Source organism: Mycobacterium sp. SMC-17, assembly GCF_045310915.1.
Lineage (GTDB): Bacteria > Actinomycetota > Actinomycetes > Mycobacteriales > Mycobacteriaceae > Mycobacterium.
Map to the genome: position 1 here is coordinate 13,476 of NZ_JBJIAK010000063.1, position 14,577 is coordinate 28,052.

The window sequence follows — 14,577 nt, forward strand, 5'->3', positions numbered from 1 at the left end:
TGTGATCGGTCCTATGGTGAGGTGCCATCACTTGCGGGTCGAAATGCCGGGGGTGCGGGCAGAACTGCGCGACAAGGAGATTGGCGCTCGGCACTTCCCACCGCCGCGAACATCCAACGCGTAGGCTCCCAGTGTGCACGTCGACGTGATGACCGTTCCGCAGCCTTTGACTCAGATGGGCGCACTTGCCCAGCGCACGCAGGCCGCCGGTTTCTCCGGCCTCCTGCTGACCGAGACCGGCCGGACCGCCTATCTGAGCGCAGCGGTTGCATCCCAGGCTGCGCCCGGGCTCGAACTGTCCACCGGTGTCGCAGTAGCTTTCCCGCGAAGTCCCTTCATCACCGCGGCATCAGCGTGGGAACTGCAGGAAGCCACAGGAGGCAAATTCCGCCTCGGGATCGGCACCCAGGTACGCACGCACGTGGTGCGTCGCTACGGCATGCCCTTCGAACAGCCTGGACCACGGCTGCGCGACTACGTACGCGCCGTGAAAGCGTGCTTCACCGCGTTCCGGACCGGCAAGCTCGACCATCACGGCGACTTCTACGACCTGGACTTCATCACCCCACAATGGAGCCCCGGCCCCATCGACGCCCCCGATCCCAAAGTCGATATCGCGGCGGTGAATCCGTGGATGCTGCGCATGGCCGGCGAGGTGGCCGACGGCGTGCACATCCACCCACTCGGCGAGCCGGGCTACATCGCCCGCCACGTACTGCCCAATGTCGCCGCCGGTGCCGAGAAGGCGGGTCGCTCCCCCGCTGACATCGACACGATCATCCCGGCGATGACGATTGTCGGCGACACCGACGAAGAACGCCACAACGAGCGTGAATTCGTGCGGGCCAGCATGAGCTTCTACGGCAGCACCCCGAACTACGCCTTCATCTGGGACGAGGCCGGTTTCGAGGGCACCACCGCGCGCCTGCGGGAGAAGCAGAAAGCCGGCGACATGGCAGGCATGATGGCGCAGATCACCGACGACCACATCGCCGCGTTCGCCACTGAATCCACCTGGGATGAGCTGGCGGACAAGCTCGTTGCCAAATATGACGGCGTCGCCACCCGCATCGTGCTCTACAACGCCCTCGGCGGGTCAGACCGCTTCGAACGGTACGGCGAGATCGCGCGGCGGTTGTCGGCGGCCTTGCCCCAGTTTGACTGACATCAAAACAAACTCACGATCGCGCCCGGGGACTTCGTTTCCGCAATGCGATGCCTCTATGCATTCTCGAGATCGGCCGCATAGGTCATTACGACTACACGCGCTGCCGCTTGAGTCAAGAAATCCTGTAGCTTTTGAACATCGGGTTAAGGGCGCACCGGAACAGTGCCATGGCCAGCCGCCTAGCGCTCAGAGCTATCGATTGTCTGACAGCGAGGGCCATGTGCTCCCGCTGCTCGCCAAGTTCGCATTGTTATCTGTAAGAGGAAGCCGATTTGGCGCCAATCGCACTGGTAGCCACGATGGTGACATGTGGTGGAGGGTCGGTGGCCGGTCGTTCCGTCGTACACATGTAACTCGCGTCTGCCCGATTGTGCGGACCTTCAATGCCAGCGGTACAAGAGAATTGGCGAGTCATGACCTTTGAATCGAAGTACGGTCCGTGGGCACTTGTAGCCGGTGCCTCTGACGGTGTCGGAGCGGCTTTCGCTGAGGCGTTGGCTGAGCGTGGGCTCAATGTGGTGTTGGTGGCCCGGCGGCAGTCGGCGTTGGATGAAGTGGCTCGCGGCATCGCGGATCGGACTGGGGTGCAGACGCGCACGCTGGTCGTCGACCTCTCTGCGCCCGAAGCCTCCCGTGCAATCGCGGATGCGACCCATGATCTGCAGATCGGTTTCCTCGCGTACTGCGCTGGCGCCGATCCCACCTTCAGACCGTTTCTGGAGACACCGATCGAAGTGTCAGAGTCATTGGTGCAACGTAATTGCGTGACCTTGATGCAGCTGTGTCATCAGTTCGCGCCGCGTATGGTCGAACGAGGTACGGGCGGCATTGTCATCTTCGGCTCCGGTGCCGGCCTGGTGGGTGGTCCGAATATGGTGGCATATGGTCCGAGCAAGGCATTCGACATGATTCTGGCTGAAGCGTTGTGGAGTGAGTTGAATCCCAAGGGAATTGATGTCATTGGCCTGATTCTGGGCAAGACGGATACGCCGGCGCTTCGCCAACTCGAATTCGAACGCGGCCAGCTTGCTTCACTCACTGCGATCCCCAACGGGGCCGACACCGTCGACAGTGTGGTCGCCGAGGCCTTTGCGAATCTCACCGACGGTCCGACGGTGTTTGTCGGGGACCAAATGCGTACTGCTGTCACGATGTTGGGGCAAGTAAGCCGTAATGATGCGGTTCGGTCGATGGCGATGGCGAGCGCCGCGTCGATGGGTGATGCCCTATCGACCGCCATATAGCGAGCGCCTATTCGTCGTCGCCGTCATCGTCCACACCCAACAGGTCCCCGAGGGTATTGAAAGCTGAAACCCGTTCTACAGGAATGGTGATCGGACCACCTTCGAACAGTTCGTTGTAGCCGTCAGCGGTGACCGTATAGGTGGCTGTCACATCGTCGAGATCGTCGGTACGAGCAATGAGGACGATGTCGTCGGCACTGCTCGTCCATGTTTTCCTGGGCCGCAACGTATCCAGGGTGATCGTCACTTCAAGGTCACCATCGTCGTTGTGGTCGTAAGTAACCGGATAGTTCTTGAGGCGCCTCGGGATATACGGCGGTGCGACGCCGCCCCACGTCGGGGCCATCCAGTGGCGGTCCTGCATCTTGTCGAGTTCGAAGGCGTCGGCAGCCCGCCAGTCGACACCGCGTGCTCCGGTGAATGTCAGCACGATCTCGACGTTGTTGAGGAACGAGGTTTCGACGTTTTCGATGGTGAACTTCAGACCCGAGCACGCCGCACCAGCCAAATGGCCCCGCGACCACTTCCAGTCGGCCTCGATCGTTTCCCGGTACGCCTGGACGCTCTCGTCGATTTCGATTTCGCTCAACACTTTTGGCGGTTCAGGTTCGGCGATCCCGAGGCTTTGATAGAGCCCGGCTGGGTTGAACCTGTCGAGTATGGACGGGGTTCGTGACTTCGATTGCTTAGCCGTTTCGGAACGTTCTCGGACCTGGTTCTCGTGCACGTCCACGAGCAGGTCGACCACCGCATCCTCGCCGAAGAACGTGACGGCGGTGCCGGCGACCGCCGCGTTGACGATCATGGGCGATCGACCTGGAGCGATCTTGAGGTACTGCTGACGTACGGATGCCATTTTCGGCCGGTCCAAGATGGTGGCCAGCCGTTCCAAGTGGTACCGCTCGATGGCGATGTCGCCACCGAGCTCACCCAGGTCTCGACGTTCGGCAAGCCGCAGTTCTTGGTTAGTGACGAAGGCGATTCCGACCGGATTGTGCTTGCGGGCAACGTCGATGTCGTCTTCCAGCTTGCCCTTGATGGTGTTGAAATCCTGTTGTCCCCGAGGGAAATACACCGCCCAGGTCCATTTGTTGCCGTCGCGGGTGCACTCGCCGTCGCGGCCGCCGTCCTTGCCGCCCAGCGGGTGGGAGGGGTCGATGTCCTTGGACTGATCCGGTGGTGCTCCGCAACCCGTTAGCACGGCGGTGGCCATACCTGTGGGACTTCATGAAGATGTAGAAATCGCTCCATTGCCGGACGGGCCGCCCTACTGTGCTGCGCCAGCAGTTCGATGTGTATTCCATCAAACCGAAACAGCGCAAAACTTACGTTTGAAACAATTGATTCCGTTTCTCGGAGAGTGTGCTCAAATCCGGAATTGATGCGCTACTGTGATCCGCGTGACAGGCGAGGTGCGCGCGACCATGGCGGAACGCCAGCGTGCGAAACGGGCTGAGTTGGTGCGGGAGGAAGTCATTGACGCCGCGTTGGCTGAGTTTGCTGTGCGCGGGTATCACCAGACTTCGATCAGCCATATCGCCAAACGGCTGGGCGCTGGTCATTCGATGTTCTACCGCTATTTCGCCAATAAGCGCGACATCATCGACCAGGCCGTGCGCCGCGTCAACGGCCGTTTGCTGTCAGCGATCGGGGAGGTGTTGCCCGGCAGCCTCGCCACCATCACGGAGTTTCGCGAGTACGTGATGGCGGTCGGGATGGCTTATACCGATGTGCTTGCCGAAGAACCGCGGCTGTTGCAGTTGATCGTCATGGAGGCCGCGGGCGTCGACCAGCAGATGACCGAGCAGTTCCACCACATGTTCGACGGCGGTGTGCGGTCGTTGTCGGCCATGCTCCGCGACGGCATCGCTCGCGGTTACATCCGTTCTGACATCGATGTCCACGGCACCGCGGAATCGATCGTGGCGATTCCGTTCGGGATCGCGCTGCGTCATGGGCAGAAGCCCGACCGCGACAGACTGGTCGCGCAGACGCGGGCAACCACCGACCTGGTGTGCCGTGGCATCGCCGCCGAATGGCAGGCGTCCGACTCGAGTGAGCAGACGCGATGACGGACGACGCACAGGCCGGCGGAGCGGCCAACCGCGCTGCCATCGGCGAAGCCATCGACTGGGTCCGGCGGTACCTGCAGAACCATCCGATCGCGTCGCTGAGCACCGCCGGCGGCCAGATCGTGCTCGGGCTGCGGACTCTGGAGTACCTGTTCTTCGACATCATCAAGGGCCGGTTCCAGGTGCGCGAGTTCCTGGATCAGGCCGCTTTCATGGCCGGAACCGCCTTCACCCCAACGGTTCTGGTGACCATCCCGATCAGTGTGACGTTGTCGATCCAGTTTGCCTTGCTCGCCGGCCAGGTGGGCGCCTCGTCGCTGTCGGGTGCGGCGACCGGTCTGGTGGTCATCCGGCAGGGCGCCCCGCTGGTCGCGTCGCTGCTGCTCGCGACGGCGGTCGGCTCGGCCGTCTGCGCCGACCTCGGGTCGCGCACCATGCGCGAGGAGATCTCCGCGATGGAGGTCATGGGGGTGTCCCCGATCCAGCGCCTCGTCGTGCCGAGGCTGGTCGCTCTGGTCCTCATCGGTGTGTTGCTGACCGGTGTCACCAGCTTCGTCGGCTACCTGGCGAGCTACATGTTCAACGTCTACCTGCAGAACGGCACCCCGGGCTCGTTCATCGCGACGTTCTCGTCGTTCTCGACGGTTGGCGACCTGGCGCTGGCCATGGTCAAAGCGGTCGTCTTCGGTGTCATCGTGGCGGTGATCAGTTGCCATAAGGGCCTGGATACGCGCGGTGGTCCGGCGGGTGTGGCCAACTCCGTCAACGCCGCCGTGGTGGAGTCGGTGTTGCTGATGATGATCGTCAACGTCGTCATGAGCCAGCTGTACGTCGTCATCTTCCCGAAGACGTCGATCTGATATGGCCGCCCCATCAACATTCACCCCGACACCGCTGCGGCCGATCACGGCCGTCGGCAACGGGCTGCTCAAGGCGGCCGGGCGTACCGGCCACATGGTCGAGTTCTTCGGCAGGGTCTTGTTGGCCATGCCCACGATGTGGCTGCGTTACCGCAAGGAGTTTCTGCGGCTGCTGTCCGACATCACCTGGGGTAACGGCTCGATCGTGGTCGGTGGTGGCACGCTGAATGTCGCCGGCGTGCTTGGTGTCACGGCCGGGGCGCTGGTCGCGGTCGAGGGCTACAACGCGTTGAACCTGCTGGGCCTGGGGCCGGCCACCGGGTTGGTCTCCTCGTTCGCGACGACGCGAGAGCTGGCGCCGGCAATGATCGCGATGGCCTTCATCGCGCAGGCCGGGTGCCGGTTCACCGCACAGCTGGGCGCCATGCGGATCAACGACGAGATCGACGCGCTGGACACCCTGGGTATCAATTCGGTGGCCTACCTGGTCGCGACGCGCGTCATGGCCTCGATCATCGCGGTGGTTCCGCTGTTCCTCGCGTCCCTGGCGCTGGCGTATCTGTCGTGCCAGTTGGTCAGCGTGATCGCCGGCCAGTCGACCGGCACGTATCTGCATTACTTCGGTCTGTTCCTGGAGGGCCGGGACGTCTTGTTCGCGACGATCAAAGCTGTGGTGTTCGTGTTCATCTCGTCGACCATCCAGTGCTACTACGGCTACTTCGCCTCCGGCGGCCCGGCGGGTGTGGGTGTGGCGGCCGGGCGGGCGATGCGCGGCAGCGTCACCGTCGTGATGATCGTCAACATGCTGCTCACCATGGCGCTGTGGGGCGTCATCAGCGGTGCAAGGTTCGGTGGCTGATGGCTAACTCGTTCGACCACGACCCGCGGGGCTCGACCGACCGCAAGCTGGGTGTCATCGGCCTGTGCTTCGCGGTGGTGGCCTCGATCGCCGCGGTCCTCATGGTGGTGAAATCGCAAGGCAAGTTGGACGATTTCGTCCGGGTGGACCTGAAGCTCATCAACATCGGCGACGGCCTGCCGGAGCGCTCCGACGTGAAGTTCCGCGGCGTGATCGTCGGCATGGTGTCGAGCGTGACGCCCTCGCAGCACGGTTCACCGAACGTGGTGCACGTCAACATCCAGCCGCAGTTCGCTTCGCAGATTCCCGACACCGTGACCGCACGAGTGGTGCCGGCCAACCTGTTCGCCGTATCGGCTGTTCAGTTGGTGCAGAACGGTAATGGCGCGCGGCCCATCCGCACCGGTGACGTCGTTCTCGAAGACCAGACCTTGCCCACTGTGCTGTTCCAGAACGTGTTGGCCAAGCTGCGGCAGCTGCTCAAAGCCGTTGGGCAGGCGCCGGATTCGAACAATGTCGGTGTCTTCGCGGCACTGTCGGAGGCCACCCGCGGTCGGGGGCAGAAGCTCACCGACGCCGGCGGCGACCTCAACAGGGTTATGCAGCAACTGAATTCGGTGGTTGCTTCCGACGATTCCGGGCCGACGACGTTGTCGGCGCTGAAGTCGGCCGCCGACAGTCTGCGTACGGTGTCGCCGGATCTGTTCGCCGCGCTGGACAGCTCGGTACAGCCGATGCGCACCTTCGCCGAGAAGCGTTCCCAGCTCACGAATTTCCTGACCGGTGGGCTGCACACGACCGGAACCCTTGCTGATGCGTTCGAGCACCAGACCGACCGGATGATCGAAGTCAGCACCGGGCTGACTCCAGGGCTGGGTGTGCTGGCTGATCACGCCGGCGAATTCCATGGCATCTCAACGCGATTGCAGGCCTTGGCCAACAAGGTTTACGACGAGGCCTACAACCCGGAGACCCACCTGCTGACTCTCGGTACGGTGATTTCGATCAACCCGTCGCGCCAGTACACCCGGGCAGACTGCCCACGCTACGGAGCCATAGAGGGGCCCAGTTGCCGCACCGCACCGGAAACCCCGACCGCGCCCGATCTGAAGCCGGGCCTGGCCTCGATGGGCATGGGAGTCCCACCGTGGGTGACCGAGAACCGCCCCAACTTCGCGCCGCCCCGATTCTCTGTGCCGGTGGTACCGGACTTCCCCGGCCCGCCGGACCGCAACGCGCCGCCGGCACCACAGGGTGCACCGGCGCCTGCAGCGCCGGACCCCGGCCCGGCACCCGCGCCACCTGCAGCCCCACCGTTAGCGGCAGAGGCGGGCGGGCCGGACGGTGCGCCCGCGCCTGCGCCTGCGCCAGTACAGCAGCAGTCCGCACCGCTGTACGGCGGCACCGTCGGTCCGGTCGGTAGTCAGATGGAGAAGAACCAGCTCAGCCAAATCGTCGGCGGCCCAGCCACTTCCGCTACCGAATTGCTGCTGGGCCCCGTCGCCCGCGGCAGCAGCGTCCAGATCACTCCTGAGCCCGGCCCCGCCGATGGCGGGCAGGCAGACAAGGGCCGGCCATGAGAATCAAGCGCAGCACCATCATTGGCCTGGCACTGTTCATGGTCTTCTCGGTTGCCGTCACCTGGATGGTTTTTGCCACCTTACAACGCAACATCGCTGGTCCAACCTCCAGCTATTCGGCCATTTTCAGCGACGTGTCGGGGCTGGCCGAAGGCGATGATGTCCGGGTCGCCGGAGTACGGGTAGGTCGGGTCGACAAGATCGAACTGACACCCGACAACAAGGCCAAGGTCGACTTCCAAGTGCGCAGCAACCAAACGCTCTACGCCAGCACGCTGGCCTCGGTGACGTACCAGAACATCATCGGGCAGCGGTACCTCGGGCTGAGCCAAGGCGATGGCGAGCGCCGCAAAATGCCTGCAGGAGCGCAGATTCCGGAACAGCGGACCAACCCGTCGTTCGATATCTCCTACATGCTCAACGGTTTTGAGCCACTGTTCACCGAGCTCGATCCGCAGCAGGTGGACAACTTGACCAACGCCATCATCGAGGCGTTCCAGGGCAATCAGGGATCGCTGTTGACCTTGACGACCCAGGCTTCGTCGCTGACGCAGACCCTGGCGGGACCGGATGCGGCGCTCGGCGACCTGATCGCCAACCTGGACAAGCTGATGGCGACGCTAGCCACGCAGAGCAAGAACCTGGAAACCATGCTGCACCAGACGTCGGTGTCGTTGTCCTCCTTGAACAGTCGGCGCGACGAACTCGTCGCATCGGTCGGGGCGATCACCGCGAACGTGACGCGGCTGTCGGCACTGGTCGATGCGATCACCCCGGATGTACAGCAATTCATCGACCGCGATCCGGGCTTGCTCAAATACGGTGTGGGCGAGGGCAAGCCCCGCCTGGCTTTCGCGCTGGCCAATGTTCCGTTGCTGCTCAAGGGCCTTGCCCGGATGACGCAGGACGGGAGCTATGGCAACATATATGCCTGCGACCTCGACTTCGGTCTATGGCGCGGCCTGCTCAACTGGTTCCGGATGTTCGTGATCCGGGCGACACCGGGTAATGGCAACGAGGTCTGGCATTCGGCGGTGTGCCAATGAGCGAGCTGTTCGGAAAGCTGCGTCCTGAGATCGTGGGTCAGCGGAAGCGCGTGCTGGAGGACTACAACAAGTTCTGGCTCGGCGCGATCGGCCTGGCGGTCATCGTCGTGATGATCGCAGCCGTCGTGCTGGTCAGTGTTCTGGACGTCGACAAGAAGCAGTACACCGCCGAATTCGCCCAGGCGGCCGCGATCAAGTCGGGCAATCCGGTCACCATCGCGGGGATTCCGGTCGGCGAGGTGCAGGACGTGCAGCTGGCCGGCGATCACGTGGTGGTGACGTTCAAGGCCGACAAGAACGTACGGTTGGGCACTGAGACTCACGCGGCCATCAAGCTGACCACCATCCTTGGTTCTCGCTATCTGGAGATCACTCCCGCCGGGTCCGGCCAATTATCCGGCAACACAATCAAATTGAGTCATACCGACGTGCCTTACGACCTGCAGAAGACCTTGGCGGGTGCGACCGAGACACTAGGTCCGCTGGACGCCGATCGGATCGCTGAATCGGTACGGGTGATGAGCGGCAGCCTGCAGGGAGTGCCCGACGAGTTGCCGCAGGCCTTGACCAATCTGAATTCCCTTGCCGGGGTTATTCAGTCCCGGCGCGACCAGCTCGGCACGTTGATCACCAACGCCGATACCATCGCGGCGCTGTTGCACCGGCAGAAGGCCGACCTTGGTGCGTTGGTGTTGCAGGGCAACCAGATTCTCGGCGAGATCGCTACGCGGCGGGCGGCGATGCAGCGTTTGTTCGACGGGGTGACGCTGCTCGCCGACCGGGCGCACACGATCTTGGCCGACGAGCCGCAACTCGACGCGCTGATCAACAGCTTGCATGAATTCGCCAAGATGCTCGCCGAGCACGACGCGCTCGTGCGCAGCATCCTGCAGATTGCGCCGGTGGCAGCGCGCAACATCGCCAACGCGACCGGTAGCGGTAATGCTACGGACCTGACTCTGCCGGCGGGTTTGATGGTCGATTCGTGGGTCTGTGCGATCAGTGGTCGGGCCCGGCAGTTCAACATCGTCGAGTACTTCAAGGACTGCAAATGAGTAAGCGCGCCTTGATGATCGGCCTGGTTGCAGTTGCCACCGCGGTCGTCGCAGTGGTTGCCGCGGTAGTTGCGGTGCCGCACTTCTGGCACCGCAACATCACCGTCCGGGCACACTTCCAGGACGCCGTCGGGCTGTACCCCGGTAACGCGGTGTCGGTGCTCGGCATGCCCGTGGGCAAAGTCGATACCGTGGAGAACAAGGGCGGCTACGTCGAGGTCACCATGGACATCGACCGAAAAGTCCCGGTCCCCAGTGACGTCGTCGCGGCCACCGTCTCCGCCTCGATCCTCACCGACCGGCACATCGAACTGACGCCGCCGTACACCAGCGGACCCAAGCTGCGCGACGGTGACCTGATCGCATTGGGGAACACCAAGACCCCGGTTGAATTCGACAAGACACTGACCATGATGGACAAGCTGGGCACCGCGCTGCGCGGTGACGCCAATGGCGGTGGGCCGCTGGGCGATCTGGTCAATCTGGGCTCGCAGATCTCCTCCGGCAACAGTGAGCAGATCAAGTCGACTCTGACCAAGTTGTCCGAGGCGCTCAAGGTCGGCCCCGATGGCGGTGCCAAGACTGAGAAGAACTTGCAGGAGATCGTCCGGAGCGTCTCCGACCTGACCCAGTCCGCCGCCGAAAATGACAGTGCGATCCGCAAATTCGGCGGCGACCTGCACCAGTTGAGCGACATTCTGGCCGACCAGAACCTCGGTTCTGGCCGGACCGGCGCCAAGGCCAACGAAATCCTCCATGAGGTCAGCGGCCTGCTCGATCGGCACCGGGACCAACTGAAGGGTTCGTTCGGCGATCTCAACACTGTGGTCAGGTCGCTGTCGGACAACAAGCGCGAACTCGAAGAGACCATCGATGTCCTTCCGCTGGCGGTGGACAATGTTTACAACGTACTTGATCCGGTCGGAGGCAGCGCACGCGTACACCTTCCCACTGACAAGCTGCTGGCCAACAACTCGTTGAACAAGGAAATCTGCAACCTGATGGGGCTCAAGCAACTGGGTTGTGCAACAGGAACATTGCAGGACTACAACAGCGACTTCGGGCTGTCCACCATGCTGGATCTGATGGCCAATGGCATCGGCCCGTCCGGTCAAGGCGAGCCGCCCAAACCCGGGGCGGTGCCGGCTCAGCCGGCACCCGCAGTACCTGCCCAGGGAGGGCCGACCCGATGAGCCTGACTTTCGTACGGCGCAGCACACGGTGCGCCGGAGTACTCAGCGGTGTGTTGCTGATGACCAGTTGCGCCGCGGGACTGGACAGTGTCCCGTTGCCGTCGCCGGGGTCAGGCGGGCCCGTATACACGCTCAACGCGGTGTTCACCGACGCGCTGAACCTGCCGGCGAAGGCGAAAGTGCGTTTGTACGGCGCGGATATCGGCGAAGTCACCTCGATCGAAGCCGAGGACTTCACCGCAAAGGTGTCCATGCGGATCCGCAAAGACGTGCCGCTCCCGGTTGGCAGCACAGCTGAATTGCGTTCTGCCACACCGCTGGGCGACGTGTTCCTGCAGATTCGTCCGCCGTCGCGCAATGATGACGGTGGCCCATTGCTGCGCAATGGTGACACCATCGGACTGGGCTCCACGTCGGCTGCGCCGACGGTCGAGGAACTGCTCAACTCGTTGGCCATGCTGGTCAACGGTGGCGCCATCCGCGCATTGACCACCGATGTCAACGGGGCCGGCCGGGCAGTAGGTGGGCGTGGCGAGAAGTTGGCCGGGCTGATTTCGGAGACCAACCAATTTCTGTCCAAGATGACCGCGCGTACCGACCAATTGGACGCCACGCTGCGCGCAACGTCGAACATGGCCGCCGAGGTGGCGGGCCACCAGAACAGTATCGACACCGCGTTGACGGCCGGTGCGCCGGCGCTGTCGGTGATCTCCGACAACACCACGCGGATCATGGATGTGGTTGACAACGTCGCCCGGATCACCCGGCAGCTGGCCAAGTTCCCGTCGATGAAGGGCACCGACACCCGCAGCGTGGCCGCTGACGTCAACAACCTATCGCGGGTGTTCAACGAGATCGTGATGGACCCCAACTTGTCGTTGAACTCGTTCAACCGGCTGCAGTCCATTCTCATCAAGGCCACCGATTCCACCGCACTGCACGCAGATATGCTCCTTTCCAAGATCGCCATCGGCGCCCTACCGGACAAGAACTACGCAGGCGACCCCGGTATCCACGGCCCGGACGGCACCGACTGGCATCTGCTGATCGGCAGCCTGCGCTACGAGTGGAACATGCTGCTCGGCCGAGTCAACGGACCGGACCGCCCATGATCACCGCGCTGAATTCCGTACTGGCCGTGGCCATCCGGATCATCAAGGCGGTGGCCAGCCGCAAGGTGGTGCTGGCTCTGTTCGGTCTGCTGCTCACCGCAGTGATCGCCTTCGGCTACATCGCCATCGACGGCCTGCGGTTCAACCCGTTTCACCGGACCATTGCGATGCGGATCATATTGCCCGAATCCGGTGGGCTGCTGGCCAATCAGGACGTGACCCTGCGGGGCATCCCGATCGGCCGGGTCGAGGCGGTCAACCTCACCGATCACGGGGTGGAGGCGGTCGCCACTGTCGACAAGTCAGTCCGCATCCCGGCCGATAGCCCGGTGCGGGTGTCGGGCCTGTCGGCGGCAGGGGAGCAGTATCTGGACTTCCGGCCCGACAACGCCAATGGTCCGTATTTGAAGGATGGCGCCGTCATTTCGGGCAAGCAGGCGAGCATTCCGTTGACCCTGCCGCACATCATCGATCACAGCCGCGGCGCTCTGGCACAGCTTGACGCCGACAAGCTCGGCAAGATGTTCAACGAATTGCACGTCACCAAGGACGGACCCCGCAAACTGTCGGCCATCCTCGACGGCGCCAGCCTACTGGCCAACACGGTGGATTCGGTGCTGCCGGAGACCACGAGCATGATCCGCACCACGCGGGTGGTGTTCGGCACCATCGCTGACGTGCGTCCGGGTTTGGCGGCCACCACGAACAACCTGACCAAAGTGCTGGGTGGCGTGAACAAGATGGACGGTGGCTTCCGCACCCTGGTGGATCGGGGCGAGCCGCAACTGGCGACGCTGGACAATCTGATCAGCGACAACCGGCAGAACGTCGTGCAGATCCTGGGCAACCTGACCACGGTGTCGCAGATCATCTATCAGCGCATCCCGGCGCTGCAGTATCTGTGGCGCCCGGACCGCGATTCGTTCATCGACCGGTTCGGCACCGTCGTGCATGACGGCGCTATCTGGGCCCTTGGTGACATCTATCCGAAGTACCGGTGCGACTACAACCTGCCCCGGCATTCACCGTCGGACGCCAGCTTCCCTGAGCCGTACAAATACACCTACTGCGAGAACCAGGACCCCTCGCTGCTGGTCCGCGGCGCTCGCAACGCCCCGCGTCCGCCGGGCGACGACACTGCCGGCCCGCCACCGGGATACGACCCGCACGCGGTGACCGACAAGACGCCGCACTATCCGGGCTACACCATCGACACCCCGTACGGTGGACCGTCGTTGCCGATACCGATGCCGAACTGACAAGCCACGAGATACGCATGAGTAAACGAACCAGCAGTACCGATGTCTTCGACCAATTGCGTGATGCAGAGACCGAGGCAGCTGAGTTGACCGAGTCGTCGGTCGATTCAGAGGACGTTGATGCCACCGACGCCGTTGCCACGGATGAACTTGTTGCACCCGCGCCCAAGCGGCGGGTTGGCCTGGCTGCCATGGTCTGCGGGTTGCTCTTCGCGCTGTTGGTGTCAGCGTTGGGTTATCTGGGCTGGCGCCAGTACGAGCAACACCAGGTCTCGATCGCAACCGCTGCCGCGTTGCAGGCGGCCAAGGACTACGCGGTGGTGCTGACCACGTTGGACGCCAAGAACATTGACGACAATTATCGCAAGTCACTCGATGGTGCCACCGGTGAGTTCAAGGATGCCTACAGCCAGGGTGCCACTCAGTTGCGCCAGGTGCTGATCGACAACAAGGTCTCGGGGACGGGCATTGTCGTTGCGGCAGCGGTGAAATCGGCGACGGCGAACCAGGTCGAGGTGCTGATGTTCGTCGACCAGTCGATCACCAACGCGTCCAACCCCAGCCCGCGGATCGACCGCAACCGGATAGACATGACCATGGAGAAGGTCGGCCGCCGGTGGCTGGCCAGCAAGGTCGAAATCCTATGACGGCCAAGCAATCTGACGTCGCCGAAGCTGAGGTCGAGGCCGAAACCGCTGACGTGGTCAGCGCAGAGTCCGTGATCCCCAAGACCACCAAAGTCTATACAGTTCGCCGCACGGTCTGCTGGGCAGTGGGCGTGTTGGTTCTCGCGCTGGGTGTAGCCGCCGGCACGACGGGATGGCTGCTGTTTGCTCAGCACCAGCGCGATGCCGAGGCTGCGCAGGCACTCGATGCGGCGCGTGCTTATGCGGTCACCCTGACCACCACCGACCAGAAGGTCATCGACAAGAACTTTGCCGACATCATCGACGGCGCGACCGGCGAGTTCAAGGACGCCTACAGCAAGGCTGCGGCGTCGATGCGAAAGATGTTGATCGACAGCAAGGTCAACACCACCGGCACTGTCAACGTGAACCACCCCGAGTTTGGTGCACACCGGTTATTGGTGCGCAGTCTCTGATTGGGCTGCGGTCGTAGCGTAGTAGAT

At 63.1% G+C, this 14,577-nt stretch carries 14 protein-coding genes; 13 read left to right on the plus strand and 1 reads right to left on the minus strand.

Annotation, left to right across the window (positions count from 1 at the left end):
• Positions 1-133: 133 nt before the first annotated feature.
• On the plus strand, positions 134-1,165 hold the full coding sequence (locus ACJH7A_RS27005) for a TIGR03617 family F420-dependent LLM class oxidoreductase (protein WP_293021503.1): 1,032 nt from the start codon (positions 134-136) through the stop codon (positions 1,163-1,165).
• 416 nt (positions 1,166-1,581) lie between these two features.
• Positions 1,582-2,412, plus strand: a complete 831-nt coding sequence (locus ACJH7A_RS27010; RefSeq protein WP_293021501.1) for an SDR family NAD(P)-dependent oxidoreductase — start codon at positions 1,582-1,584, stop codon at positions 2,410-2,412.
• A gap of 7 nt (positions 2,413-2,419) precedes the next feature.
• Here ACJH7A_RS27010 and ACJH7A_RS27015 read toward each other — a convergent pair whose 3' ends face one another.
• Positions 2,420-3,625, minus strand: coding sequence for a hypothetical protein (locus tag ACJH7A_RS27015; RefSeq protein ID WP_293021499.1), 1,206 nt, complete (start codon positions 3,623-3,625; stop codon positions 2,420-2,422).
• Between the two features lie 211 nt (positions 3,626-3,836).
• Here ACJH7A_RS27015 and ACJH7A_RS27020 point away from each other — a divergent pair, with 211 nt between their 5' ends.
• The 11 genes from ACJH7A_RS27020 to ACJH7A_RS27070 are packed head-to-tail and all read left to right on the plus strand — an operon-like array spanning position 3,837 to position 14,550.
• Positions 3,837-4,484, plus strand: coding sequence for a TetR/AcrR family transcriptional regulator (locus tag ACJH7A_RS27020; RefSeq protein ID WP_346414674.1), 648 nt, complete (start codon positions 3,837-3,839; stop codon positions 4,482-4,484).
• Positions 4,481-5,344, plus strand: a complete 864-nt coding sequence (locus ACJH7A_RS27025; RefSeq protein WP_293021495.1) for an ABC transporter permease — start codon at positions 4,481-4,483, stop codon at positions 5,342-5,344. Before ACJH7A_RS27020 ends, ACJH7A_RS27025 begins: the two co-directional genes overlap by 4 nt.
• 1 nt (position 5,345) lies before the next feature.
• Positions 5,346-6,203, plus strand: coding sequence for an MlaE family ABC transporter permease (locus ACJH7A_RS27030; RefSeq protein ID WP_406776315.1), 858 nt, complete (start codon positions 5,346-5,348; stop codon positions 6,201-6,203).
• Complete coding sequence (locus ACJH7A_RS27035; protein ID WP_346414672.1) at positions 6,203-7,783, plus strand: MCE family protein; 1,581 nt, start codon at positions 6,203-6,205, stop codon at positions 7,781-7,783. The genes ACJH7A_RS27030 and ACJH7A_RS27035 overlap by 1 nt, the downstream gene beginning before the upstream one ends.
• Complete coding sequence (locus ACJH7A_RS27040; RefSeq protein ID WP_293021491.1) at positions 7,780-8,829, plus strand: MlaD family protein; 1,050 nt, start codon at positions 7,780-7,782, stop codon at positions 8,827-8,829. The genes ACJH7A_RS27035 and ACJH7A_RS27040 overlap by 4 nt, the downstream gene beginning before the upstream one ends.
• Entirely contained in the window at positions 8,826-9,884 is a 1,059-nt protein-coding gene (locus ACJH7A_RS27045; protein WP_293021489.1) for an MCE family protein, read from the plus strand. Before ACJH7A_RS27040 ends, ACJH7A_RS27045 begins: the two co-directional genes overlap by 4 nt.
• On the plus strand, positions 9,881-11,077 hold the full coding sequence (locus ACJH7A_RS27050; RefSeq protein ID WP_293021487.1) for an MCE family protein: 1,197 nt from the start codon (positions 9,881-9,883) through the stop codon (positions 11,075-11,077). Before ACJH7A_RS27045 ends, ACJH7A_RS27050 begins: the two co-directional genes overlap by 4 nt.
• Positions 11,074-12,189 (plus strand): MlaD family protein, encoded by a 1,116-nt coding sequence (locus ACJH7A_RS27055; protein ID WP_293021485.1) that lies wholly within the window; start codon positions 11,074-11,076, stop codon positions 12,187-12,189. The genes ACJH7A_RS27050 and ACJH7A_RS27055 overlap by 4 nt, the downstream gene beginning before the upstream one ends.
• On the plus strand, positions 12,186-13,448 hold the full coding sequence (locus ACJH7A_RS27060) for an MlaD family protein (RefSeq protein ID WP_293021483.1): 1,263 nt from the start codon (positions 12,186-12,188) through the stop codon (positions 13,446-13,448). Before ACJH7A_RS27055 ends, ACJH7A_RS27060 begins: the two co-directional genes overlap by 4 nt.
• A gap of 17 nt (positions 13,449-13,465) precedes the next feature.
• Complete coding sequence (locus ACJH7A_RS27065; RefSeq protein ID WP_293021481.1) at positions 13,466-14,095, plus strand: Mce protein; 630 nt, start codon at positions 13,466-13,468, stop codon at positions 14,093-14,095.
• Entirely contained in the window at positions 14,092-14,550 is a 459-nt protein-coding gene (locus tag ACJH7A_RS27070) for a hypothetical protein (protein ID WP_406802998.1), read from the plus strand. The genes ACJH7A_RS27065 and ACJH7A_RS27070 overlap by 4 nt, the downstream gene beginning before the upstream one ends.
• Positions 14,551-14,577: the final 27 nt, after the last annotated feature.

What these genes read in the sequence shown, in the direction of transcription:
- ACJH7A_RS27010 (WP_293021501.1), top strand. Translation starts at nt 1,582, where the DNA reads ATGACCTTTGAATCGAAGTACGGTCCGTGGGCACTTGTAGCCGGTGCC.
- ACJH7A_RS27015 (WP_293021499.1), bottom strand. Translation starts at nt 3,625, where the DNA reads ATGGCCACCGCCGTGCTAACGGGTTGCGGAGCACCACCGGATCAGTCC.
- ACJH7A_RS27020 (WP_346414674.1), top strand. Translation starts at nt 3,837, where the DNA reads ATGGCGGAACGCCAGCGTGCGAAACGGGCTGAGTTGGTGCGGGAGGAA.
- ACJH7A_RS27025 (WP_293021495.1), top strand. Translation starts at nt 4,481, where the DNA reads ATGACGGACGACGCACAGGCCGGCGGAGCGGCCAACCGCGCTGCCATC.
- ACJH7A_RS27030 (WP_406776315.1), top strand. Translation starts at nt 5,346, where the DNA reads ATGGCCGCCCCATCAACATTCACCCCGACACCGCTGCGGCCGATCACG.
- ACJH7A_RS27035 (WP_346414672.1), top strand. Translation starts at nt 6,203, where the DNA reads ATGGCTAACTCGTTCGACCACGACCCGCGGGGCTCGACCGACCGCAAG.
- ACJH7A_RS27040 (WP_293021491.1), top strand. Translation starts at nt 7,780, where the DNA reads ATGAGAATCAAGCGCAGCACCATCATTGGCCTGGCACTGTTCATGGTC.
- ACJH7A_RS27045 (WP_293021489.1), top strand. Translation starts at nt 8,826, where the DNA reads ATGAGCGAGCTGTTCGGAAAGCTGCGTCCTGAGATCGTGGGTCAGCGG.
- ACJH7A_RS27050 (WP_293021487.1), top strand. Translation starts at nt 9,881, where the DNA reads ATGAGTAAGCGCGCCTTGATGATCGGCCTGGTTGCAGTTGCCACCGCG.
- ACJH7A_RS27055 (WP_293021485.1), top strand. Translation starts at nt 11,074, where the DNA reads ATGAGCCTGACTTTCGTACGGCGCAGCACACGGTGCGCCGGAGTACTC.
- ACJH7A_RS27060 (WP_293021483.1), top strand. Translation starts at nt 12,186, where the DNA reads ATGATCACCGCGCTGAATTCCGTACTGGCCGTGGCCATCCGGATCATC.
- ACJH7A_RS27065 (WP_293021481.1), top strand. Translation starts at nt 13,466, where the DNA reads ATGAGTAAACGAACCAGCAGTACCGATGTCTTCGACCAATTGCGTGAT.
- ACJH7A_RS27070 (WP_406802998.1), top strand. Translation starts at nt 14,092, where the DNA reads ATGACGGCCAAGCAATCTGACGTCGCCGAAGCTGAGGTCGAGGCCGAA.